The organism is Streptomyces scabichelini (genome assembly GCF_011045015.1).
GTDB lineage: Bacteria > Actinomycetota > Actinomycetes > Streptomycetales > Streptomycetaceae > Streptomyces > Streptomyces scabichelini.
In genome coordinates, this window is sequence record NZ_JAAKZY010000063.1 from 24,469 (window position 1) to 48,831 (window position 24,363).

At 67.1% G+C, this 24,363-nt stretch carries 19 protein-coding genes, 3 tRNA genes and 2 pseudogenes; 4 read left to right on the forward strand and 20 right to left on the reverse strand.

The genetic code is table 11. The features are described 5' to 3' along the window. Positions 1–74 precede the first annotated feature (74 nt). From G5C60_RS20960 to G5C60_RS21010, 11 genes are all read right to left on the reverse strand, one after another. Entirely contained in the window at positions 75–3,974 is a 3,900-nt protein-coding gene (locus G5C60_RS20960; RefSeq protein WP_165261534.1) for a DNA-directed RNA polymerase subunit beta', read from the reverse strand. Between the two features lie 97 nt (positions 3,975–4,071). After that, positions 4,072–7,557: a DNA-directed RNA polymerase subunit beta gene (gene rpoB / locus G5C60_RS20965; protein ID WP_165261536.1), complete on the reverse strand. Its 3,486-nt coding sequence runs from the start codon at positions 7,555–7,557 to the stop codon at positions 4,072–4,074. Between the two features lie 655 nt (positions 7,558–8,212). Continuing rightward, positions 8,213–8,599 carry a 50S ribosomal protein L7/L12 gene (gene rplL, locus G5C60_RS20970; RefSeq protein WP_165261538.1) on the reverse strand — a complete coding sequence of 129 codons (387 nt, stop codon included), beginning with the start codon at positions 8,597–8,599 and terminating at the stop codon, positions 8,213–8,215. A gap of 114 nt (positions 8,600–8,713) precedes the next feature. Next, entirely contained in the window at positions 8,714–9,256 is a 543-nt protein-coding gene (gene rplJ / locus G5C60_RS20975) for a 50S ribosomal protein L10 (protein WP_165261540.1), read from the reverse strand. 349 nt (positions 9,257–9,605) lie between these two features. Continuing rightward, positions 9,606–10,484: an SCO4651 family lipoprotein gene (locus G5C60_RS20980; protein WP_241266947.1), complete on the reverse strand. Its 879-nt coding sequence runs from the start codon at positions 10,482–10,484 to the stop codon at positions 9,606–9,608. 105 nt (positions 10,485–10,589) lie between these two features. Next, positions 10,590–11,498 (reverse strand): SCO4651 family lipoprotein, encoded by a 909-nt coding sequence (locus G5C60_RS20985; protein WP_165261544.1) that lies wholly within the window; start codon positions 11,496–11,498, stop codon positions 10,590–10,592. 195 nt (positions 11,499–11,693) lie between these two features. Then, complete coding sequence (gene rplA, locus G5C60_RS20990) at positions 11,694–12,419, reverse strand: 50S ribosomal protein L1 (protein ID WP_165261546.1); 726 nt, start codon at positions 12,417–12,419, stop codon at positions 11,694–11,696. 101 nt (positions 12,420–12,520) lie between these two features. After that, positions 12,521–12,955, reverse strand: a complete 435-nt coding sequence (gene rplK, locus G5C60_RS20995) for a 50S ribosomal protein L11 (protein ID WP_165261548.1) — start codon at positions 12,953–12,955, stop codon at positions 12,521–12,523. A gap of 214 nt (positions 12,956–13,169) precedes the next feature. Next, on the reverse strand, positions 13,170–14,087 hold the full coding sequence (gene nusG, locus G5C60_RS21000; RefSeq protein WP_165261550.1) for a transcription termination/antitermination protein NusG: 918 nt from the start codon (positions 14,085–14,087) through the stop codon (positions 13,170–13,172). A gap of 77 nt (positions 14,088–14,164) precedes the next feature. Further along, positions 14,165–14,452 (reverse strand): preprotein translocase subunit SecE, encoded by a 288-nt coding sequence (gene secE / locus G5C60_RS21005; RefSeq protein ID WP_165261552.1) that lies wholly within the window; start codon positions 14,450–14,452, stop codon positions 14,165–14,167. A 109-nt stretch (positions 14,453–14,561) separates the two neighbouring features. Beyond that, positions 14,562–14,634 (reverse strand) — tRNA-Trp (locus tag G5C60_RS21010). Positions 14,635–14,837: 203 nt separating this feature from the next. Here G5C60_RS21010 and G5C60_RS21015 point away from each other — a divergent pair. Beyond that, entirely contained in the window at positions 14,838–16,064 is a 1,227-nt protein-coding gene (locus G5C60_RS21015) for a pyridoxal phosphate-dependent aminotransferase (protein ID WP_165261554.1), read from the forward strand. Positions 16,065–16,224: 160 nt separating this feature from the next. Next, positions 16,225–17,253 carry an adenosine deaminase gene (locus G5C60_RS21020; RefSeq protein ID WP_165261556.1) on the forward strand — a complete coding sequence of 343 codons (1,029 nt, stop codon included), beginning with the start codon at positions 16,225–16,227 and terminating at the stop codon, positions 17,251–17,253. A gap of 153 nt (positions 17,254–17,406) precedes the next feature. On the opposite strand, the pseudogene G5C60_RS21025 reads toward G5C60_RS21020, so the two are convergent. Further along, positions 17,407–17,604 (reverse strand): annotated as a pseudogene (locus G5C60_RS21025) (TetR/AcrR family transcriptional regulator); the annotation flags it as partial. Positions 17,605–17,608: 4 nt separating this feature from the next. Between G5C60_RS21025 and G5C60_RS21030 the strand changes: the two are divergent. Then, positions 17,609–17,933, forward strand: a pseudogene (locus G5C60_RS21030) (NAD(P)H-binding protein); the annotation flags it as partial. A gap of 94 nt (positions 17,934–18,027) precedes the next feature. Here G5C60_RS21030 and G5C60_RS21035 read toward each other — a convergent pair. The 8 genes from G5C60_RS21035 to G5C60_RS21070 form a co-directional block, all read right to left on the reverse strand. Further along, positions 18,028–19,089 (reverse strand): UDP-N-acetylmuramate dehydrogenase, encoded by a 1,062-nt coding sequence (locus G5C60_RS21035; RefSeq protein ID WP_165261558.1) that lies wholly within the window; start codon positions 19,087–19,089, stop codon positions 18,028–18,030. Between the two features lie 57 nt (positions 19,090–19,146). After that, a complete protein-coding gene (locus G5C60_RS21040) occupies positions 19,147–20,592 on the reverse strand; it encodes an MFS transporter (RefSeq protein WP_165261560.1) in 1,446 nt (481 codons plus the stop codon). 80 nt (positions 20,593–20,672) lie between these two features. Beyond that, positions 20,673–21,242, reverse strand: coding sequence for a TetR/AcrR family transcriptional regulator (locus tag G5C60_RS21045; RefSeq protein ID WP_206439790.1), 570 nt, complete (start codon positions 21,240–21,242; stop codon positions 20,673–20,675). A gap of 173 nt (positions 21,243–21,415) precedes the next feature. Beyond that, positions 21,416–21,844 (reverse strand): MaoC family dehydratase, encoded by a 429-nt coding sequence (locus tag G5C60_RS21050; protein WP_165261564.1) that lies wholly within the window; start codon positions 21,842–21,844, stop codon positions 21,416–21,418. A 5-nt stretch (positions 21,845–21,849) separates the two neighbouring features. Next, entirely contained in the window at positions 21,850–22,302 is a 453-nt protein-coding gene (locus G5C60_RS21055) for a MaoC family dehydratase N-terminal domain-containing protein (RefSeq protein WP_165261566.1), read from the reverse strand. A gap of 126 nt (positions 22,303–22,428) precedes the next feature. Then, positions 22,429–22,593 (reverse strand): 50S ribosomal protein L33, encoded by a 165-nt coding sequence (gene rpmG / locus G5C60_RS21060; protein WP_003948671.1) that lies wholly within the window; start codon positions 22,591–22,593, stop codon positions 22,429–22,431. 89 nt (positions 22,594–22,682) lie between these two features. Then, positions 22,683–22,755 (reverse strand) — tRNA-Met (locus tag G5C60_RS21065). Positions 22,756–22,800: 45 nt separating this feature from the next. Further along, positions 22,801–22,873 (reverse strand) — tRNA-Thr (locus tag G5C60_RS21070). Positions 22,874–23,117: 244 nt separating this feature from the next. On the opposite strand from G5C60_RS21070, the gene G5C60_RS21075 reads away from it, so the two are divergent. Then, positions 23,118–24,363 (forward strand): amidohydrolase family protein (locus G5C60_RS21075; protein WP_165261568.1); only part of this gene is annotated, 1,246 nt, incomplete at its 3' end.

Genomic DNA, 24,363 nt, shown 5'->3' on the forward strand with positions numbered 1-24,363 from the left:
ACCCGCTTTGACCCGGGCAACGCCGAAGGGCGGCCACCCCGAAGGATGACCGCCCTTCAACTCGTGCGACTCGCTTACTGGTTGTACGGACCGTAGTCGTAGTCCTCCAGCGGGACGGCCTGGCCGGAGCCCGTGCCGAACGGCGAGTAGTCGATGTCGTCGTAGCCGACGGCCGAGTACATCGCGGCCTTGGCCTCCTCGGTCGGCTCGACCCGGATGTTGCGGTAGCGGGACAGGCCCGTACCGGCCGGGATGAGCTTACCGATGATGACGTTCTCCTTGAGGCCGATCAGGGAGTCGGACTTGGCGTTGATCGCCGCGTCCGTGAGGACCCTGGTCGTCTCCTGGAAGGACGCCGCCGACAGCCACGACTCGGTCGCGAGGGAGGCCTTGGTGATACCCATCAGCTGCGGACGGCCGGAGGCCGGGTGGCCGCCTTCCTGGACCACACGACGGTTCTCGGTCTCGAACTTCGAGCGCTCCACGAGCTCGCCGGGCAGCAGCTCGGCGTCGCCGGACTCGATGATCGTCACGCGGCGCAGCATCTGCCGGATGATGATCTCGATGTGCTTGTCGTGGATCGACACACCCTGCGAGTTGTAGACCTTCTGCACCTCGCCGACCAGGTGGACCTGAACGGCCCGCTGACCGAGGATGCGCAGCACGTCGTGCGGGTTGGTGGCGCCGTAGGTGAGCTTCTGGCCCACCTCGACGTGGTCGCCCTCCCGCACCTGGAGCTTGGCGCGCTTCGAGATCGGGTACGCCGTCTCGTCGCTGCCGTCGTCCGGGGTCACGACGATCTTCTTGGTCTTCTCGGTCTCCTCGATCCGTACGCGGCCGGAGGCCTCGGAGATCGGGGCGACACCCTTGGGCGTACGAGCCTCGAAGAGCTCGACGACACGGGGCAGACCCTGGGTGATGTCGTCACCGGCCACACCACCGGTGTGGAAGGTACGCATCGTCAGCTGCGTGCCGGGCTCACCGATGGACTGGGCGGCGATGATGCCGACCGCCTCACCGATGTCGACCAGCTTGCCGGTGGCCAGCGAACGGCCGTAGCACATGGCGCAGGTGCCGACGGCGGACTCGCAGGTCAGGACCGAGCGGGTCTTGACCTCCTCGATGCCGTGCTTCACCAGCTCGTCGATGAGGACGTCGCCCAGGTCGGTGTTGGCCGGGGCCAGCACCCTGCCGTCGGCGACGATGTCCTCGGCCAGCGCACGTGCGTACACGCTGGTCTCGACGTTGTCCGCCTTGCGCAGGACGCCATCGGCGCCCCGCTCGGCGATCGACAGACGCAGGCCACGGTCGGTGCCGCAGTCCTCCTCGCGAATGATGACGTCCTGGGAGACGTCGACCAGACGACGGGTGAGGTAACCCGAGTCGGCGGTACGCAGAGCGGTGTCCGCCAGACCCTTACGAGCACCGTGAGTCGAGATGAAGTACTCCAGCACCGACAGGCCCTCACGGAAGGAGGCCTTGATCGGACGCGGGATCGTCTCGTTCTTGGCGTTCGACACCAGACCACGCATACCGGCGATCTGACGCATCTGCATCATGTTCCCTCGGGCGCCCGAGTTCACCATCATGAAGATCGGGTTGGTCTTCGGGAAGTTGTCGTTCATCGCCTCGGCGACCTCGTTGGTCGCCTTGGTCCAGATCGCGATGAGCTCCTGCGTGCGCTCGTCCTTGGTGATCAGACCGCGCTCGTACTGCTTCTGGACCTTCTCGTCCTGCGCCTCGTACCCGCGGACGATCTCCTTCTTCGCCTCGGGAACGACGACGTCGGAGATGGCGACGGTGACACCGGAACGGGTCGCCCAGTAGAAGCCGGCCGCCTTCAGGTTGTCGAGCGTCGCCGCCACGATGACCTTGGGGTAGCGCTCGGCGAGGTCGTTGACGATCTCGGAGAGCTGCTTCTTGCCGACCTCGTAGTCGACGAACGGGTAGTCCTCGGGCAGCAGCTCGTTGAAGAGCGCACGGCCGAGCGTGGTCTTCAGACGGAAGCTGTCACCCTGCTGCCACTCCGGCTCGCCCTCTTCCCGTACCGGCGGAGTCCAGCCACGCGGCGGGATGGTGCCGACGGGGAAGCGGATGTCGACCCTCGACTGGAGCGAGAGCTCGCCCGCGTCGAACGCCATGATCGCCTCGGCGGCGGAACCGAAGGACCGGCCCTCGCCCTTGACGTCCCGCATCTCGCCGTCGGTGGTGAGGAAGAACAGACCGAGGACCATGTCCTGGGTCGGCATCGTCACCGGACGGCCGTCAGCGGGCTTGAGGATGTTGTTCGAGGACAGCATCAGGATGCGGGCCTCGGCCTGCGCCTCCGCGGACAGCGGCAGGTGCACGGCCATCTGGTCACCGTCGAAGTCCGCGTTGAACGCGGTGCAGACGAGCGGGTGGATCTGGATGGCCTTGCCCTCGACCAGCTGCGGCTCGAAGGCCTGGATGCCGAGGCGGTGCAGGGTGGGAGCACGGTTCAGCAGAACCGGGTGCTCGGCGATGACCTCTTCGAGGACGTCGTACACGACCGTACGGCCGCGCTCCACCATGCGCTTGGCGCTCTTGATGTTCTGCGCGTGGTTGAGGTCCACGAGCCGCTTCATCACGAACGGCTTGAAGAGCTCCAGCGCCATCGCCTTCGGCAGACCGCACTGGTGCAGCTTCAGCTGCGGACCGACGACGATCACGGAACGCGCCGAGTAGTCGACTCGCTTACCGAGCAGGTTCTGCCGGAAGCGACCCTGCTTGCCCTTCAGCATGTCGCTGAGGGACTTCAGGGGACGGTTACCGGGACCGGTCACCGGGCGACCACGACGACCGTTGTCGAAGAGGGCGTCAACAGCCTCCTGAAGCATGCGCTTCTCGTTGTTGACGATGATCTCGGGCGCGCCGAGGTCGAGGAGCCTCTTCAGACGGTTGTTGCGGTTGATCACACGGCGGTACAGGTCGTTCAGGTCGGAGGTCGCGAAGCGGCCACCGTCCAGCTGCACCATCGGACGCAGGTCCGGCGGGATGACCGGGACGCAGTCGAGGACCATGCCCTTGGGGCTGTTGGAGGTCTGCAGGAACGCAGACACGACCTTCAGCCGCTTCAGAGCACGGGTCTTCTTCTGGCCCTTGCCGGTACGGATGATCTCGCGGAGGCGCTCGGCCTCCTCGTCGAGGTCGAAGGACTCCAGGCGCTTCTGCAGGGCAGCCGCACCCATGGAGCCGTCGAAGTACGTGCCGAAGCGGTCACGCAGCTCGCGGTAGAGGAGCTCGTCGCCCTCCAGGTCCTGGACCTTGAGGTTCTTGAAGCGGGTCCACACCTCGTCGAGACGGTCGATCTCGCGCTGCGCACGGTCACGCAGCTGCTTCATCTCCCGCTCGGCACCTTCGCGCACCTTGCGGCGTACGTCGGCCTTGGCGCCCTCGGCCTCGAGCTCGGCCAGGTCGGTCTCGAGCTTCTTGGCGCGGGCCTCGAGGTCGGCGTCGCGACGGTTCTCGACCTGCTGACGCTCCACGGAGACGTGCGCCTCCAGGGAGGGCAGATCGCGCGTACGGCGCTCCTCGTCCACGTACGTGATCATGTACGCGGCGAAGTAGATGACCTTCTCGAGGTCCTTCGGGGCAAGGTCGAGCAGGTAGCCAAGGCGCGACGGGACGCCCTTGAAGTACCAGATGTGGGTGACGGGAGCGGCCAGTTCGATGTGGCCCATCCGCTCACGACGCACCTTGGCGCGAGTGACCTCGACGCCGCAGCGCTCGCAGATGATGCCCTTGAACCGGACACGCTTGTACTTGCCGCAGTAGCACTCCCAGTCCCGGGTCGGACCGAAGATCTTCTCGCAGAAGAGTCCGTCCTTTTCGGGCTTGAGGGTGCGGTAGTTGATGGTCTCCGGCTTCTTGACCTCGCCGTGGGACCACTGACGGATATCGTCAGCGGTAGCAAGGCCGATCCGCAGCTCGTCGAAGAAGTTGACGTCGAGCACTGGTCGTCAATCCCTCTTTCGGGGTCGATTCTTCACTGGTCTGACTGGGGTCCGGGGTTAGCCGGGGCTCTTGTTCAAGAAGCCCCGGCCAGACCCGTCAGACCTCTTCGACGCTGCTCGGCTCGCGCCGGGACAGGTCGATACCGAGCTCCTCCGCGGCGCGGAAGACGTCCTCGTCCGTGTCGCGCATCTCGATGGACATACCGTCCGAGGACAGCACCTCCACGTTGAGGCAGAGCGACTGCATCTCCTTGATGAGCACCTTGAAGGACTCGGGGATGCCGGGCTCGGGAATGTTCTCGCCCTTGACGATGGCCTCGTAGACCTTCACGCGGCCGGTCACGTCGTCGGACTTGATGGTCAGCAGTTCCTGGAGGGCGTAAGCGGCGCCGTACGCCTCCAGCGCCCACACCTCCATCTCGCCGAACCGCTGGCCACCGAACTGGGCCTTACCACCCAGCGGCTGCTGGGTGATCATCGAGTACGGACCGGTCGAGCGGGCGTGCAGCTTGTCGTCGACCAGGTGGTGCAGCTTGAGGATGTACATGTAGCCGACCGAGATCGGCTCCGGGAACGGCTCGCCGGAGCGGCCGTCGTACAGCCTCGCCTTGCCGGACGGGAGGACCATGCGGTCTCCGTCGCGGTTCGGGATGGTGTGCTCCAGCAGGCCGGTCAGCTCGTCCTCGCGGGCACCGTCGAAGACCGGAGTCGCGACGTTGGTCCGCGCGTCCACCTGGTCGGCGCCGATGACCTGGAGGCGCTGCGCCCACTCGTCGGCGAGTCCGGAGACGTCCCAGCCCTGGCTGGCGAGCCAGCCGAGGTGGATCTCCAGCACCTGTCCCGGGTTCATTCGGGACGGCACACCCAGCGGGTTGAGGATGATGTCGACCGGGGTGCCGTCCTCCAGGAACGGCATGTCCTCGATCGGCAGGATCTTCGAGATGACGCCCTTGTTGCCGTGACGGCCGGCGAGCTTGTCACCGTCGGTGATCTTGCGCTTCTGCGCCACGTACACGCGCACCAGCTGGTTCACACCGGGGGGAAGCTCGTCGCCCTCCTCGCGGTCGAAGACGCGTACGCCGATGACCTTGCCGGTCTCGCCGTGCGGCACCTTCAGCGAGGTGTCACGGACCTCACGGGCCTTCTCACCGAAGATCGCGCGCAGCAGGCGCTCCTCCGGCGTCAGCTCGGTCTCGCCCTTGGGGGTCACCTTGCCGACGAGGATGTCGCCCGCGATGACCTCGGCGCCGATGCGGATGATGCCGCGCTCGTCGAGGTCGGCGAGGACCTCCTCGGAGACGTTCGGGATGTCCCGGGTGATCTCCTCGGGGCCGAGCTTGGTGTCACGGGCGTCGACCTCGTGCTCCTCGATGTGGATCGAGGAGAGGACGTCGTCCTGCACGAGGCGCTGCGACAGGATGATCGCGTCCTCGTAGTTGTGACCCTCCCAGGGCATGAACGCCACGAGCAGGTTCTTGCCGAGCGCCATCTCGCCGTCTTCGGTCGCAGGACCGTCGGCGAGCACCTGGTTCTCGATGACCCGGTCGCCCTCGTCGACGACGACCTTCTGGTTGACCGAGGTGCCCTGGTTGGAGCGGGAGAACTTCGCGACGCGGTACGTGGTGTACGTACCGTCGTCGTTGGCGATGGTGACGTAGTCCGCGGAGACCTCCTGGACCACACCCGCCTTCTCGGCCTTGATGACGTCACCGGCGTCGACGGCGCAGCGGTACTCCATGCCCGTACCGACGAGGGGGGCCTCGGCGGTGATCAGCGGCACGGCCTGACGCATCATGTTCGCGCCCATGAGGGCACGGTTGGCGTCGTCGTGCTCGAGGAACGGGATCATGGCGGTCGCGACCGACACCATCTGGCGCGGGGAGACGTCCATGTAGTCGACGTCCGTGCCGGGCACGTAGTCGACCTCACCGCCACGGCGGCGGACCAGCACGCGGGACTCCTCGAACCGGAAGTCGTCGCTGAGCGGCGCGTTGGCCTGCGCGATGACGAAGCGGTCCTCCTCGTCGGCGGTCAGGTAGTCGACCTCGTCGGTGACGACACCGTCGGTGACCCGGCGGTACGGCGTCTCGATGAAGCCGAACGCGTTGATCCGGCCGTACGAAGCCAGCGAACCGATCAGACCGATGTTCGGGCCTTCCGGCGTCTCGATCGGGCACATGCGGCCGTAGTGCGACGGGTGTACGTCACGGACCTCGAAGCCGGCCCGCTCACGGGAGAGACCACCCGGGCCGAGGGCGTTGAGACGACGCTTGTGCGTCAGGCCCGACAGCGGGTTGTTCTGGTCCATGAACTGGGACAGCTGGCTGGTGCCGAAGAACTCCTTGATGGAGGCGACGACCGGCCGGATGTTGATCAGGGTCTGCGGCGTGATCGCCTCGACGTCCTGGGTGGTCATGCGCTCGCGCACAACCCGCTCCATACGGGCGAGACCCGTACGGACCTGGTTCTGGATCAGCTCGCCGACGTTACGGATACGGCGGTTGCCGAAGTGGTCGATGTCATCGGTCTCGACCATGATCGAGCGACCGGACTCGCCGATCGTCTCCGTCTCACCGGCGTGCAGCTTCACCAGGTACTTGATGGAGGCGATGATGTCGTCGGTGGTGAGCACGCCGGCGTCCAGCGGCTCGTTCGCGCCGAGCTTCTTGTTCACCTTGTAGCGGCCGACCTTCGCGAGGTCGTAGCGCTTCGGGTTGAAGTAGAGGTTCTCAAGAAGCGTCTGCGCGGCCTCACGGGTCGGGGGCTCGCCCGGACGCAGCTTGCGGTAGATGTCGAGCAGCGCGTCGTCCTGGCCCTGCGTGTGGTCCTTCTCCAGGGTGGCGCGCATGGACTCGTACTCGCCGAACTCCTCGAGGATCTGCTCGGTCGTCCAACCGAGAGCCTTGAGCAGGACGGTGACAGACTGCTTGCGCTTGCGGTCGATGCGCACACCGACCATGTCGCGCTTGTCGATCTCCATCTCCAGCCAGGCACCCCGGGACGGGATGACCTTCGCGGAGAAGATGTCCTTGTCGGACGTCTTGTCGATGGAGGAGTCGAAGTAGACACCCGGCGAACGGACCAGCTGCGACACCACGACACGCTCGGTGCCGTTGATGACGAAGGTGCCCTTGTTCGTCATGAGCGGGAAGTCGCCCATGAAGACGGTCTGGGACTTGATCTCGCCGGTCTCGTTGTTGGTGAACTCAGCGGTGACGAAGAGCGGGGCAGCGTACGTGAAGTCGCGCTCCTTGCACTCGTCGATGGAGTTCTTCGGAGGCTCGAAACGGTGGTCGCGGAAAGTCAGCGACATCGACCCGGAGAAGTCTTCGATCGGAGAAATCTCCTCGAAGATCTCTTCCAGACCGGACTTCGTGGGGACGTCCTGTCCGCTGTCCAGAGCCGCCTCGACACGAGCCTTCCACGCGTCGTTACCGAGCAGCCAGTCGAAGCTCTCGGTTTGCAGCGCAAGAAGGTTCGGAACCTCGAGGGGCTCCTTGATCTTTGCAAAGGAGATGCGCAGCGGGGCGGTGCTGGCGCCGTTGTTCGTATTCGCGGTCGAGGCAGTGCGCGAGGCGGCCAAGAGGGGGTCCTTCCGAGGGCTCGGACTCACTACGCGCGTACCGGTCCCAAGCCGGGCACAGAGACAGACGTTTCCTGAATCAGCCAAAGAAGGCCAGGTCAGAGCCGTTTCAATCCACAGTGCTCAAGCGAGGGTATGCCCCTGGTGACGGGCAGGAGGCAGCTAACAGGCAGCGCAAAGGGTCAGTGTAGCCACTAGGCCCACTGATGTCCAGTGCGGGTTTTTGAAGACCCTCGTTGTTCTCAACCCCTGCTGCAAGCCACGCCCTCAATGCACATCGATACTTCCCTCTCCGCCGTCGATCCATGCCTCGGATCCGGATCGTTGTGACGACGCGTCCTGAGAATTGCGCGCTGCGTGCGGTTCGTCAAGGCCCCCCATGCCCAAACCGGGTGCTGCGATCGTCACTTGCAGCCCGGCTTGCTGCCCGTCACCGGGGCGGCCGAAGGCACAACGAAGATCACCATACTCGCCGCGACCTACAGCGCAAGGCAGCCGCTACCGGCACCCCCTCGAACGCCGAAGAGCGACCACCCAGTTGGGTGATCGCTCCTCAGTGCGTCCGCGTTACAGCCCTACGGGAGAGCCTTACAGCCCTCTACGGAAGAGCCATGGTCACGGAAGTCGCCACGCGGCCGTAGCCGCGCAGGGAGACTTACTTGACCTCGACGGAGGCGCCGGCGCCCTTGAGGGACTCGGCGGCCTTGTCGGCGGCGTCCTTGGCGACCTTCTCGAGGACCGGCTTCGGAGCGCCGTCCACGAGGTCCTTGGCCTCCTTCAGACCCAGCGAGGTCAGCTCACGCACGACCTTGATGACCTGGATCTTCTTGTCGCCGGCACCGGTGAGGATGACGTCGAACTCGTCCTTCTCCGGCTCGGCCTCGGCGGCGGGGGCACCCGGGCCCGCAACGCCGGCAACGGCGACCGGGGCAGCGGCGGTGACGTCGAACTTCTCCTCGAACGCCTTCACGAACTCGGAGAGCTCGATGAGGGTCATCTCCTCGAACTGCGCGAGCAGGTCTTCCTGGCTGAGCTTCGCCATGATGGGCGATCCTTCCACTAAATCGGCTGGTGCCGGATGTACATGTCGGCGGGCGTACGTCTGGCCCGCTGTGACCGTCGCCCCTGTGCGGCGCCGGTCATTGTGCGAGCCGAGTTACTCGGCACCGCCCTGCTCGGCCTGCTTGGCGCGAAGCGCGTCCACGGTGCGGACGAGCTTCGACGGAAGCGCCTGGAAGAGCGCGGCAGCCTGGGACTGCTTGCCCTTCATGGCGCCCGCCAGCTTGGCGAGCAGAACCTCGCGGGACTCGAGGTCCGCAAGCTTCTTGATCTCGTCGGCGGACAGCGCCTTGCCGTCAAGGACACCGCCCTTGATGACGAGAGCGGGGTTGTCCTTGGCGAAGTCGCGAAGACCCTTCGCCGCCACGACCGGGTCACCGGTCACGAAGGCAACAGCGGTCGAGCCCTTGAGGTGCTCGTCCAGCTGGACCCCGGCCTCCTTGGCCGCGATCTGGGTCAGCGTGTTCTTCACCACTCGGTACTGAGCGTTCTCGCCGAGAGAACGGCGGAGCTCCTTGAGCTGCGCCACGGTCAGTCCGGTGTAAGAAGTCACGACAGCCGCGTTGGAGTCACGCAGCTTCCTGGTGATCTCTTCAACGGCTGCGACCTTGTCCTCTGGGACCTTGTTGGACGTCGCCATGAGCCTCGGCCTCCTTCCGGGGTGATGATCCTCGACTGACCTCGCGATCAGCCGTATGTCGCCGGACCGCCTGAATCAGGCACACGAGGAAGGGGTTCGACTCAAAACGAAACGCCCCGGCGCAGGCGCACGGGGCGTGAACTCGACCGGACATCCTATGAACAGGACGCGGGAGCACTTCCACAGTCACCTACGCGGGTCGCCCGCAGTTCAGCGGATCCTTCGGCCACCATGCCCTCGTACGAGCACACGGCAACGACCAGCGGTCTTTGGCTTCTGTGGAAGAGTACGCACCTGTCGCGTCACGTGTCAAAACACGTCGGCGGTCCTCAGCTCCGGGCGTCCTTCATCAGCTCTGGGCGTCCTTCATCATGTCGGCCAGGTCCATGGTGTCCTTGGCGGGCGGCGCCTCGACCTTCACCGGCTCGTTGAAGTCGAGGAAGGTGATGGTCATGTCGAGCGCGCCCTTGTCGGCGTCGCCCCGCATGCGGAACTGCTTGGTGTGGTCCTCGCCGTCGATCCACATGTCCATCGTGAGCTTGTCGACGCCCAGCTGCTCGTACTGGTCGAGGCTCTTCTCCCGCTTCTCACGGGTCGCCTTGTCCTCGTCCTTGAGGGCTTCGCGGAACTGGTCGAGGGTGACCGTGCCCTTGTAGTGGGTGGTCTCGACGCCGTCGACCTTCTCGGTGCCGACCTTCTTCACGTCCTTGGAGCCGGTCAGGAAGGTGGACTCCTGCGCCGGGTTCTTGTTGGCCTGACTCCCCATCCCGCCACTGCCCAGGGCATTGCCCGCGGCCCCGGAGAGATCGAGCTTCATCCAGTTCTTGCCGTCCATCTCCTTGGCGACGGCGCCCCCGCCCAGGTACATGGCCTTGTCCACAAGCCGGATCTCGACCTTGCCGTCCGCCCCCTGGTCCAGCGCGTTCATCTTCATGCTCATCGCGACCGAGGGCTTCAGGCTCATCGAGGCCTCGGCCTCGACACGGCCCTCCACCGGGACCTTGCCGGTCATCCGGTAACGGAGGGAGGTGATGTCCTCCGTGTTCTTCGCCGCCTTCGCCACAGCCGCGGCAGGCGTCATACGCGGAGAGTCCCCACTCCCCTCGTCGGAGCCCCCACAGGCACTTACGCCCCCAGCCAGAAACGCGACCCCGAGAACGCCACCAACAGCTCTGCGCCCCACCACAATGCCGCGTACAGAAAACACCACGAGTCCCCCCAGGAACATACGACCGATCACCGATACGACCGATCACCGAACAAAGCGCGACCCTATCCCAGGGTTAGTTGTGGCTGTTCGCGACAACCTTCACCCGACAACGAACCCAACCGCTCAACCGCCGGAGGCCGACGGCTGACTCTGCATGAGGTCCCTGAAGTCGGCAGTGTCACCAGCCGGAGGCTCCTCCGCGGAAACCTCCACCCCGTAGCCGCTGTAATACGCCGTGGAAGACATGGAGCCGCTGGCCAGCTCCCCCTTCTCGACCTTCTTCACCAGCAGATCGTCATCGTTGACCCAGATGTCGACCGTCTCGGTGGTAATCCCGGCCTGCTCCAACTGCCGCTTCATGTCGGCCAGTTGATCCTCGCTGAGGTTCGAGTTCCGCCCGGCGAGGTCCGCGACGTCCACCGTCCCCGAGTAGTGCGTGGTGTTCACCCCACGCACCTCCTCCTCACCGACCTTCCGAACATCACCAGAGGCCAGCAGCAGCTTCACCGACTGATTCGGGGTGGTGTTCTGCATCTGGTCCTTCAGATACGCACCCGAACCACCGGCAAGATCCGCCAGATCCTCGTACGCGTACTTGATCCAGTGCTTGCCACCCGACTGCGCGGCGAACCGGTCGCCCATCTTCGCGTAGTAGGCGTCGGGCAGATAACGGGCCTCCATGGACGTGGCGCCCATCTGACGCATCGTGTCGGCCATCGTCCCGCCGGTGTACGTGATCGTCAGCTTGCCGGTGAGACCATCGGCCCAGCCAAGAGCGCCGTCCGCCTTCATGGACATCATCGAGCCCATGGTCGTCGTGGACTCGACCTTGGCGGAGTCGGCCTTGTCGGTGGATTTCTCCACGGAGCGCAGGGCCGATATCGGACTGACCCGGGTCGCGTCCTTGCCGGCCGCCTTGTCATCGCCCTTCGAGCCTTCGCCGGAGTCCGAGCCACTACAGGCCGCCACCCCCGTCAACGCGGCCACCACCGCGATCGAGACGGTCACACGGCGCGCGATCGTGCTCTTCATTTGTCCCACCCCTGAGCCCACTGTCCACCCACCCCTATGGGATTCCTGTGCCTCGCACGCTAGCGCAGGCCACTGACACCCCGGATCCGAAATCCACATCCACCAAAGGGACGGGCCCCGCACCTCGAAAGGTTGCGGGGCCCGCTGAAAAGAACGCCTGCACACGCCGGACGGCGCTCGCGGCTGTCGTCAGATTCAGACGGCGGCCGGGTCCTCCTCGACGAGGAGGTTGCGGGTGCGGTTCGGGTCGACCGGAATGCCGGGGCCGATCGTGGTGGTGATGGCGGCCTTCTTGATGTACCGGCCCTTTGCGGCGGACGGCTTCAGACGGAGGATCTCCTCCAGCGCGGCGCCGTAGTTCTCCACCAGCTTGGTGTCGTCGAAGGACGCCTTGCCGATGATGAAGTGCAGGTTCGAGTGCTTGTCGACGCGGAACTCGATCTTGCCGCCCTTGATCTCGGACACGGCCTTGGTCACGTCCGGGGTCACGGTGCCGGTCTTCGGGTTCGGCATCAGACCACGCGGGCCGAGGACACGGCCCAGGCGGCCGACCTTGCCCATGAGGTCCGGGGTGGCGACGACGGCGTCGAAGTCCAGACGGCCCTTCGACACCTCGTCGATGAGCTCGTCGGCGCCGACGATGTCGGCGCCCGCGGCACGAGCGGCCTCGGCACGGTCACCGGTCGCGAAGACCAGGACCCGGGCGGTCTTACCGGTGCCGTGCGGGAGGTTCACGGTGCCACGGACCATCTGGTCGGCCTTGCGCGGGTCAACGCCCAGGCGGAAGGCGACCTCGACGGTGCCGTCGAACTTCGACGTGGAGGTCTCCTTGGCGAGACGCACTGCCTCGAGCGGGGCGTACAGCTTCTCCCGGTCGATCTTGGCGTCCGCAGCGCGGAGAGACTTGCTGCGCTTGCTCACTACTGCTCCTGATGTGTTCTGAGGAGTCGTGGTACGGACCGAGCAGGCCCTGCCACGTGCCCATGCGGTTGTCGCCGCACAGGCCTTACGGATGGTGAAGGTCAGCCCTCGACCGTGATGCCCATGGAACGAGCGGTACCGGCGATGATCTTCTCCGCCTGGTCCAGGTCGTTGGCGTTGAGGTCGGGCATCTTGGTGGTGGCGATCTCGCGGACCTGGTCACGCGTCAGCTTCGCGACCTTGGTCTTGTGCGGCTCGCCAGAGCCCTTCTCGACGCCCGCGGCCTTCAGGATCATGCGGGAAGCCGGCGGAGTCTTGGTGATGAAGGTGAAGGAGCGGTCCTCGTAGACCGTGATCTCCACCGGGATGACCCAACCGCGCTGCGACTCGGTCGCGGCGTTGTAGGCCTTGCAGAACTCCATGATGTTGACGCCGTGCTGGCCCAGCGCCGGGCCGACCGGCGGAGCCGGGTTGGCGGCACCGGCCTGGATCTGGAGCTTGATCAGCCCCGTGACCTTCTTCTTCTTGGGAGGCATTCCGGGTCCTCTGCCTTTTCCTTGTCTGTCTTGCCTTGTCATGTTGCCGCGAAGGGCAACCGCACCACGATAACGGCCAATGTGGCGCAGCCTGAAACCGAGCAGGTCAGACCATCCCCCGCAAGCGGGGGCGCCCCCAGTGGGAGCCGGTCTGACCTGGACGGAAGTGAGTGTTTCAGAAGGCCCCGAGGAGCTGGTTCTTCTGAAACTGAGATCAGTTCTTCTGGATCTGGTCGAAGGAGAGCTCGACCGGAGTCTCGCGGCCGAAGATCTCGACGAGGCCCTTGACCTTCTTCGAGTCGGCGTTGATCTCGTTGATCGTCGCCTGGAGCGTCGCGAAGGGGCCGTCGGTGACGGTGACCGAGTCGCCGACCTCGAAGTCCAGCACCTGGACCTCCATCTTGCGGGCCGGAGCCGGCTTCCCCTCGGCCTCGGCGGCCTCACGGGCGGCCTTCTCCTCGGCCTCCGGGGCGAGCATCTTGACGATCTCGTCCAGGGTCAGCGGGTACGGGTCGTAGGCGTTGCCCACGAAGCCGGTGACGCCGGGCGTGTTGCGGACGACACCCCAGGACTCGTTCGTCAGATCCATGCGAACGAGGACGTAACCGGGCAGCTTGTTCTGCCGGACGTTCTTGCGCTCGCCGTTCTTGATCTGGACGATCTCTTCCTCGGGGACCTCGGCCTGGTAGATGAAGTCCTCGACGTTCAGCGAGACGGCGCGCTGCTCCAGGTTGGCCTTCACGCGCTTCTCGTAACCGGCGTAGGTGTGGATGACGTACCACTCGCCGGGCAGACCGCGAAGCTCCTCGCGGAGGGCGACGACCGGGTCGACGGGCTCGGCCGGCTCGGCCTCTGCCTCCTCGGCCTCTGCCTCCTCGACTTCCTCCGGGGCCTCTTCCGCAGCTTCCTCGGCGACGGGAGCGTCCTCGACGGACGCCTCCTCGACGGACGCCTCCTCGACCGACTCGGCGTCGGCAGCCTCGGCCAGAGCGGTGTCTTCGGCGTTCTCGGCAGTCTCGACGTTCTCGGCGGTCTCGACGTTCTGCTCGGCGTCCGCAGCCTCGACGATGTCGAGCTCGTCCTCAACGGACTCCGCCGACTCGATGGCGTCGTTCAGGTTCGGGTCAGACACGGTGGCTGCTTCTTCCTGGATACATGGGGTGGAACACGCGAAACGGGGCGCCGAGTACGGCGCCCTTCGCGCTTGGCTCAGCCGAAGACGTACTTGGCCGCCTTGTCGAGTCCAAAGTCAATCACAGTCACCAGACCGATCATGATGACAACGAAGACGATCACCACAGTGGTGTACGTCGTCAGCTGACTGCGAGTCGGCCAGACGACCTTGCGGAGTTCCGCGACGATCTGGCGGTAGAAGAGGGCGAGGCGCTTCAGCGGGCCCTTCTTGGCACGCTTGCCGCCCTTGCGGCCCTTCTTCTTGGACTCCGGCACCTCATCCTGGGCATCAGGCATGTCGATGGAGCCCACGGCGTCCGTCACTCGTCCTCACCTGATTCCGGGTCGTGGCCGTGCCGCGCCCGGTCGAGCCGCACGGCGGGTGCATTGCAGTACGTACATGTGCACACATCCTGGCGAAAGGAGTGTGTAGCAGGGCCGGAGGGACTTGAACCCCCAACCGCTGGTTTTGGAGACCAGTGCTCTACCAATTGAGCTACGACCCTTTGTTTCCCTTCAACGTACCGCATCCGTCCGAGTGCTCGGTGTGCATCCGGTGCGTGCGGCCGGTGAAGGCCAACGAGGTGAGAGTGTACGTGGTCGGCGGCCGGTCGTCGAACAGAAAGCGTCCGTACGGGCCTTGGCGAGGCTCGCTCAGTCTGTGAAACCCGTGTGCCGCGGACGTTTCGGGTCTGGAACGATGGGCCTCATGAGCGCTGCAACCTCTCCCACCGACCGCCGGGTCTCCGCCCGGGTCGGCGCGATCTCCGAGTCCGCCACCCTCGCCGTGGACGCCAAGGCGAAGGCCCTGAAGGCCGCCGGGCGTCCGGTGATCGGCTTCGGTGCCGGTGAGCCCGACTTCCCGACGCCGGACTACATCGTCGAGGCCGCCATCGAGGCGTGCAAGAACCCGAAGTACCACCGCTACACGCCGGCCGGCGGTCTGCCGGAGCTGAAGGCCGCGATCGCCGCGAAGACACTGCGCGACTCCGGCTACGAACCCGAGGTCTCGCAGATCCTGGTGACCAATGGCGGCAAGCAGGCCATCTACGAGGCGTTCGCCGCGATCCTCGACCCGGGTGACGAGGTGATCGTCCCGGCTCCGTACTGGACGACGTACCCGGAGTCGATCCGTCTCGCCGGCGGCGTCCCGGTCGAGGTGGTCGCCGACGAGACCACGGGCTACCGCGTCTCGGTCGAGCAGCTGGAGGCGGCCCGTACGGAGAAGACCAAGGTCGTCCTCTTCGTGTCCCCCTCGAACCCGACCGGCGCGGTCTACAACCGGGCCGACACCGAGGCCATCGGCCGCTGGGCCGTCGAGCACGGCCTGTGGGTGATGACCGACGAGATCTACGAGCACCTCGTCTACGGGGACGCCGCTTCCGTGTCGCTGCCGGCCCTCCTGCCCGAGCTGCGCGACAAGTGCGTCGTGGTCAACGGTGTCGCGAAGACGTACGCGATGACGGGTTGGCGCGTCGGCTGGATCATCGGCCCGAAGGATGTGGTGAAGGCCGCGACGAACCTCCAGTCGCACGCCACGTCCAATGTGTCGAACGTGGCTCAGATCGCCGCGCTCGCCGCCGTCTCGGGCGACCTGGAAGCCGTCGCCAAGATGCGTGAGGCCTTCGACCGGCGCCGCAAGACCATCGTTCGGATGCTCAACGAGATCGACGGCGTGGTCTGCCCCGAGCCCGAGGGCGCCTTCTACGCGTACCCCTCCGTGAAGGCCCTCATCGGCAAGGAGATCCGCGGCAAGCGCCCGAAGGACTCGGTCGAGCTGGCCGCCCTCATCCTGGAGGAGGCCGAGGTCGCGGTCGTCCCGGGCGAGGCCTTCGGCACGCCGGGCTATCTGCGACTGTCGTACGCCCTGGGTGACGAGGACCTCGTCGAGGGTGTCTCGCGGATCCAGAAGCTGCTGGCGGAGGCGCGGGCCTGACAGTTTTGGTACGTCCTGGGGTCGCCGTTTTCGTTTTCGTGCTCCACGCGTGCGTGCGGGTCGCTTCCCTTTGGGGAGGCGGCCCGCTTCTCAGTGCGAGCAAGACCACGTTCGGGGAAAGCGCTACCGACTCGACGGGGGCGTACGGGAGGATCTTCAGATGGAGCACGTACGTGATGTCTCTGAGCTGCCGAAAGCCCATCTGCACCTGCACTTCACCGGTTCGATGCGGATCACCACCCTGCTGGAACTGGCCGACAAGCACGGGATCCATCTTCCCGACGCGCTGACCAGCGGCGAGCCGCCGAAGCTGCGGGCCACGGACGAGCGGGGCTGGTTCCGTTTCCAGCGGCTGTACGACGCGGCGCGGTCGTGCCTCAGAGAGCCCGAGGACATTCAGCGGCTGGTGCGCGAGGCTGCCGAGGAGGACCTCAGGGACGGCTCCGGCTGGCTGGAGATCCAGGTCGATCCGACGTCGTACGCGCCTCGGCTGGGCGGGCTGATTCCGGCCCTGGAGGTCATCCTGGACGCGGTGGACTCGGCCATGCGCGAGACCGGGCTCGGGATGCGGGTCCTGGTGGCCGCGAACCGTATGAAGCACCCGCTGGACGCCCGCACGCTGGCCCGTCTGGCCGTGCGGTACGCGGACCGCGGCATCGTCGGCTTCGGCCTCTCCAACGACGAACGCCGGGGCCTGGCACGGGACTTCGACCGTGCCTTCGCGATCGCACGCGACGGCGGGCTGCTGTCCGCACCGCACGGCGGCGAGCTGACGGGTCCCGCGTCCGTGCGTGACTGCCTGGACGACCTGCACGCGTCGCGCATCGGGCACGGCGTGCGGGCCGCCGAGGACCCGCGTCTGCTGAAGCGGCTCGCGGACCGCGGGATCACGTGTGAGGTGTGCCCGGCGTCGAACGTGGCCCTAGGGGTGTACGAAAAGCCGGAGGACGTCCCCTTGCGCACGCTTTTCGAAGCCGGGGTTCCGATGGCGCTGGGCGCGGACGATCCGCTCCTCTTCGGGTCACGGCTGGCCGCCCAGTACGAGATCGCACGGCACCATCACGGTTTCACGGACGCGGAACTGGCCGAGCTGGCGCGGCAGTCGGTACGGGGGTCGGCGGCGCCCCAGGACGTCAAGGAGAAGCTCCTGTCCGGAATCGACACCTGGCTCAGTGCCGCGCCCCTTTAGGGCGCCCCTAAAGGGCGCCCTAAAGGGGCGCGGGGAACTGCGCGACCAGCCACAACGAACCCGCAGCCGAAACACGACCTCTCAAGGGGGGGCCTGGGGCGCAGCCCCAGGGATGGGACGGGTAGGGGCGGCGGGGGCGGAAAACGCCGACGGTCACGACGGTTGGTCGGTGGTGGAGATCCCACTCAGGAGCGTGCGGGCGAGTGACCGCGCGAAGGGCTCCACGGACGGCGCCGCACCCTCCTTCGTCGCGTCGTAGGCGAAGGCGCGCTGCGCGCAGGCGCCGAGGAGGAGCGAGGCCGCAGCGAAGGTGTCCGCGTCGGGACTGACGCGGCCTGCGGCCTGCTCCGCGGGCGCGGAGCTGACGGCCCCTGAGGCGCTGCGAGCCGCGGTCGCGGGCCGGCGGGCGGTCCTGTCCGGGCTCGGCGCCCGCAGCCGCAAGGACGCCGGGGTCGCGGCACGGCTGACCCGGTCCGTCCTGCGGGCCGTGGAGGCGGAGGAGGTACGACGGCTGCTGGTGGTGAGCGCGGCCCCGCTCGCCGGAGGACGTGGCGAACAGCGCCACCGGCTGGACGTCCGTGCGGCCGCCCCGCCTGCTCGACAAGCCGCTGACCGGTACGTACCGGACGGCCGTCGGCGGCGTGCCCCGCAAGGGCCGCACGATCGGGCGCGCGGATGTCTGGGGGGTGGCTTACTAGCCCTCTAGTAGGGCCCGGTTGCTGATGAGGCTCTACTGGGGGCCGGTTTTCGAAAATCGTCCCCCTGGAGGGCACATCAAAGGCTGACGCCCACCATCACCGGTTCGTTGACCAGCGTGATCCCGAAGGCGGCGTGGACTCCGGCGACGACCTCGCGGGCCAGCGCGAGCAGGTCATCGGTGGTGGCCTCCCCGCGGTTGGTGAGGGCGAGGGTGTGCTTGGTGGAGATGCGCGCGGCACCCGTGCCGTAGCCCTTGGTGAAGCCCGACTTGTCGATCAGCCAGGCCGCGGAGGTCTTGGTGTGGCCGTTGCCCGCCGGGTACGCGGGCGGGGTGACGCCCGTCCCCAGACGCGCCTCCACGCGCGCGTGGAACGCCGCGAACTCCTCGTCCGTGAGGATCGGGTTGGTGAAGAACGACCCCGCCGACCAGGTGTCGTGGTCCTCGGGGTCCAGGACCATGCCCTTTCCGGAGCGCAGCTTCAGGACGGTCTCGCGGGCGGCCGCGAGGGGCACGCGATCGCCGGCCTCGACACCGAGGGCGCGAGCCGTCTCGGCGTACTTGATCGGCGCGGAGAGCCCGTCGGCGTCCTCCAGTTCGAAGCGGACGCGCAGGACGACGAAGCGCTCGGGGTCGGCCTTGAAGCGGCTGTGGCGGTACGAGAAGGCGCACTCGGCGTTCGGAACAGTGACCGTTTCGCGGGTCTTCCGGTCGTACGCGATCACTTCGGTGATCGTCGACGACACTTCCTGGCCGTACGCGCCGACGTTCTGGATGGGCGTCGCGCCCGCGGAGCCGGGGATTCCGGCGAGGCACTCGATGCCCGCGAGGCCGGCCTCGACAGTGCGGGCGACCGCGTCGGTCCACACCTCACCGGCGGCCAACTCCAGCTTCGTACCGTCGAGTTCGAAGCCGCGCGTGGCGATGCGCAGGGCGGTGCCGGCGAAGCCCTTGTCGCCGATGACCAGGTTGGAGCCGCCTCCGATGAGCAGCAGCGGCGTACCGGTGCCGTCGGCCTCGCGGACGGCGGCGACCACCTCGGCGTCGGTCGTCGCGGTGATCAGCCGCGTGGCGGGGCCACCGAGACGGAAGGTGGTCAGTGGGGCGAGCGGGGCATCGTGGAGTTCCTGCACGTGCACAAGGGTACGAGAACGGCCCCGCCGGTCAGGGCGGGGCCGTTCTCCATGGGGCTCGACTCAGTGGGAGGCCGTCTCCAGTACCGGCCCGGGTGCGGTCTCCGCGCCCCGCACCTCCATCTCGGCCGCACGGCGGCGGGTCGGGATGAACAGTGCCGCGATGCCCGCCAGGGCCACCGCGGAGGCGCCCACCCACAGCGCGGGCCGGATCCCGTCCACGAAGGACTGACCGGTCTCGTAACCGCCCTGCGCGGAGAAGATCGAGGCCATCACGGCGATACCGAGCGCGCCGCCGACCTCGCGCAGCGCGTTGTTGGCGCCGGACGCGATCCCCTGCTCCTGTGCCCGGACACTGGACATGACCAGGTTGGAGGCCGGGGCGAAGAAGAGGGACATGCCGATGCCGCTGATGACCAGAGCGGGCAGCTGCGTGGCGTACGAGGTGTCGGCCGCGACCACGGAGGCGAACCAGCCCAGTCCGACGGCCTGCAGGAACAGGCCTACGGCGACGACCGGGCGACCACCGATCCGGTCGGACAGATAGCCGGCGACCGGAGCGATGAGCATCGGCATGCCGGTCCAGGGCAGCATCCGCAGCCCCGCCTCGGTGGGCGAGTAGCCGAGAACGCCCTGCATGTACTGGCTGAGCAGGAAGATCGAGCCGAACATCCCGAGGAACATCAGCAGGCTGGCCAGGTTGATCCCGGCGAAGGCCCGGCTGCGAAAGAGCCGCATGGGCAGCATCGGGTTCTTGCTGTGGATGCCGTGGTGGACGAAGCCGCCGAGCAGCGCGCCGCCCGCGATCAGGCCCGTCAGCACGGGCCCGCTGGTCCAGCCGTCGACGGGGCCGCGGATCAGGCCGTACACGATCCCGAAGAGGCCGCCACTGGCGAGCACAGTGCCGGGGATGTCGAGCGGGGCGCCCGAGCCGTACGACTCCGAGAGGCGCATCCGGGCGAGCGGCAGCAGGGCGAGGCCGAGCGGCACGTTCAGCCAGAAGATCCAGTTCCAGGAGACGTGTTCGGTGAGAGTGCCACCGATGAGTGGCCCGGAGGCGACCGCGAGTCCGTTGACGGCACCCCAGATCCCGTACGCCATACCGCGCTTGGCGGCGGGCACGGCGGCCGTCAGCAGGGTCAGCGTCAACGGCATCATGATCGCCGCACCGACGCCTTGCACCGCCCGAGCGGCGATCAGCGAGTCGATACCGGGCGCCATGGCCGCGGCGGCCGAGGCCACGGTGAAGATCGTGATGCCGGTGAGGAAGAGCCGACGGCGGCCGTACCGGTCCCCGAGCGCCGCGCCGAACATCAGCAGCACGGCGAAGGTGAGCGTGTACGCGCTCACGGTCCATTCCAGGTCTTCCATCCCTCCCCCGAGGTCCTCGCGGATCGACGGCAGGGCGGTGGTGACGACGAGATTGTCGAGCGCCGCCATGAACCCCGCGACGCTGGTGATGACGAGAGCCCAGGCTGTGCTCCCGCGACTTGGTGTCTCCTGTGACATCGCTCCCCCAGAGATTTGGTTAGTAATTGATGACTAACTTTCACAGGCATGAAGAGGCGACGATCTACGCCACTGTCATTTCAGAGTTCGAGTCGGCCCTTGGCCCGAGCCGAGGGATAGAGCCCCTCCCACACCCGGTGCTCGGGCGGAAACCCCATGGCCACCAGGCAGTTGACGAGCATCCCGTAAGCCAGGAAGGTCGTGGTGTCGTTGACGTCGGCACCCAGCGGCAGGTGGACGGTGTCCCACAGGCGCATCCAGCCGGCCCGCACCGCTTCGCCGAACTCATGGTCACCCGCCTCTTCGGCGGCCCCCACCGCGGCGTACATCTGCATCTGCATCAGCAGCAACTCCGGCTGCTCCGCGATGAGCTTGGTGTACGCGTCCGCCATGGAGTGCAGGGCCTCTTCGCCCTCCAGCCCCTTGGCGGCCTCCTCGAAAGTGCGGCGAGTGTCCTCCGTGCAGCGCTCCGCCGTCGCGAGGAAGATCGCCTTCTTACTGGAGAAGAGGCGGAAGAGATATGGCTGCGAGACACCCACACGCTTGGCGATCGCCTCGGTGGACGTGCCGTAGTAGCCGCCCCGGGCGAACTCACCCGTCGCCGCGCGAATGACGCTCTCACGCCTCTCTTCTGCGCTCATCCTGACCATGCGAGCTAAGTTAGTGGCCAATCACTACCTAGGTCAAGGGGGTGCTGTTGCAGCCATTTCGGCAGCGGCTTTCCCCGTCGCGTTGGAGCGCGGTCGGAGCGTACGAGTGCGATCGGAGCGTACGAGTAAGGGGCACGCCTCCATTGAGGGTGCCCCTTACTCATGGGATGCCATCAGGCCAGTCGTACGACCGCCCGCGACATCCCCAGGACCTTCTGTCCCGCACTCGTCGCCGTGAGGTCGACGCGCACGGTGTTGTCGTCCAGCTTCGCCGCGACCTTGGCGCTGACCTCGATCGTGGCCCCCTTGTCGTCGTTCGGGACGACCACGGGCTTGGTGAAGCGCACGCCGTACTCGACGACCGCGCCCGGATCGCCGACCCAGTCGGTGACGACCCGGATCGCCTCGGCCATCGTGAACATGCCGTGCGCGATGACATCGGGGAGGCCGACCTCGACCGCGAACTTCTCGTTCCAGTGGATCGGGTTGAAGTCCCCGGAGGCGCCCGCGTACTGCACGAGCGTGGCGCGGGTCACGGGGAAGCTCTGAGCCGACAGCTCGGTGCCGACCTCGACGTCGTCGTACGCGATCTTCGCCGCCATGCGGGTCAGCCCTCCTCTGCCGCGCGGGCCACGAGCTTCGTCCAGGCGGTGACCACGTGCTCGCCCGCCTCGTCGTGAACCTCGCCCCGGATGTCCAGGATGTCGTTGCCCGCCATGGACTTGATCGCGTCGATGGTCGAGGTGACCGTCAGCCGGTCGCCCGCGCGCACCGGCCGCGCGTAGACGAACTTCTGGTCGCCGTGCACGACGCGGCTGTAGTCGAGGCCCAGCTGAGGGTCCTGGACGACCTGTCCCGCGGCCTTGAAGGTGATCGAGAAAACGAAGGTGGGCGGGGCGATCACATCGGCGTACCCGAGCGCCTTGGCGGCTTCCGGGTCCGTGTACGCGGGGTTGGGGTCCCCCACTGCCTCCGCGAACTCGCGGATCTTCTCCCGGCCGACCTCATAGGGATCGGTGGGCGGATAGGACCGCCCCACGAAGGACTGGTCGAGCGCCATGGACCCGGCACCTCCTGGTTTTCGCTGTGATTGCCCGGAACAGCATGCGGCCGGTCGGCCGATGCGGCCGACAACGACGCGAGGCCGCCCCCATCAGCTGGGGGCGGCCTCGCGTACGAGCCTGTTTTATCGCGTCTCGCGATGCGCGGTGTGCGCATTGCAACGCGGGCAGTGCTTCTTCATCTCAAGACGGTCCGGGTTGTTACGCCGGTTCTTCTTGGTGATGTAGTTCCGCTCCTTGCACTCCACGCAGGCCAGCGTGATCTTCGGGCGGACGTCGGTGGCAGCCACGTGAGTGCTCCTTGCCGGACGGATGGGACGGTACAACGCACAGAAGAGTAGCCGATCGGAGGACCGACCCCACAATCGGCTACTGTCAGTAGCGGTGACCGGACTTGAACCGGTGACACAGCGATTATGAGCCGCTTGCTCTACCGACTGAGCTACACCGCTGTGATGCGATCGAATCCCGCCTCACGGCGGGACCTCACACACCAGAGCCCCAATACGGAATCGAACCGTAGACCTTCTCCTTACCATGGAGACGCTCTGCCGACTGAGCTATTGGGGCGAGCGATGAAGACATTACACGCTCGGCAGCCGATCGCCCAAATCCGTTTCGCGGCACCTGCACCACCCCGTTCCCGGCGTTCTCGGCTGTTCCCATGAGCTCCAACAGCCCCTTCTGCACAGCGGACCACACCGGTACGACTATTCCGCTCCTCCTCGAAGCGCACTGCTCGTCACCCTAGGCTCGACTCACGCTGCGTGATCAATGTCCCCCTTCGCAGCCGCCCCGAAGCCCCAGGAGCGCGATGCCCGACAGCCAGCCGCAGCAGCCCCCTTCCTCGTCGTCGGGTCCCTCGTCGGGCCGGACCGACGGCTCCGCCCTCCTGCTGTGCGGTGCCCGGCTCACGGACGGCCGGACCGTGGACGTGCGGCTGGGCGGCGGGCGCATCGAGGCCGTCGGCACGGCCGGCAGCCTCAGCATGCACACCGCGCGCGTGGACCTCGCCGGCTATCTGCTCCTGCCGGCCCCCGCGGAGCCGCACGCCCACGGCGACACGGCCCTTTCGGCCGACGGCGACGGCCCTGTCTCGTACGACGATCAGGACGTCCAGCGCCGTACGACCGAGGCCGCGTTGCTGCAGCTCGGGCATGGGGCCACGGCGTTGCGTTCCCACGTGCGCATCGGTGATGTGCAGGGGCTCGGCGCGCTGGAGGCGGTGCTCCAGGCGCGGCGCGCGCTGCGGGGGCTCACCGAGCTGACGGCGGTGGCGATGCCACGGGTGCTGACCGGGCTCGCCGGTATCGAAGGGCTGGCGATGCTGCGGGACGCGGTGAAAATGGGTGCCTCCGTAGTGGGCGGTTGTCCGGATCTCGACCCCGATCCGACGGGGTACGTGGAGGCGGTCCTGGAAGTCGCTTCCGAGCACGGCTGCCCGGTCGACCTGCACACGGACGGTGACGACCCGGCGCGGCTCACGCGACTCGCGGCGATGGCGGGCGGGCTGCGGCCCGGCGTGACGCTCGGACCGTGCGGCGGGCTCGGGCGACTGCCCTCAGAGGTGGCGTCGCGGGCCGCGGACCAGCTGGCCGCTGCCGGGGTGACCGTGGCCTGCCTGCCCCAGGGCGGCTGCTCGGGCGTCGACCGGCGCGGGACGGCTCCCGTACGGCTGCTGCGGTCGGCCGGGGTGCGGGTCGTGGCGGGCAGCGGCGCCCTGAGGGACGTATCGAACCCGGTGGGGCGCGGCGACCCGCTGGAGGCGGCGTATCTGCTGGCCTCCCGCTACGGCTTGCGGCCCGAGGACGCGTACGACGCGGTGAGTTCGTCGGCCCGGGCAGCGCTCGGGCTGCCCGAGGTACGGGTGGATGCGGGTTTCCCGGCCGAACTGCTCGCTGTGCGCGGGGACCGGCTGGCGGGGGCGCTGTCGCTGGCCTACAGCCGGATCGTGGTGCACCAGGGGCGTGTGGTGGCTCGGACGAATGCGGTGCGGGAATTCTGCGGCTCGGCTGCGGCTGTGGCGTTGGATCTGCCTCGGCAGGGGCGGGGTGAGGGGC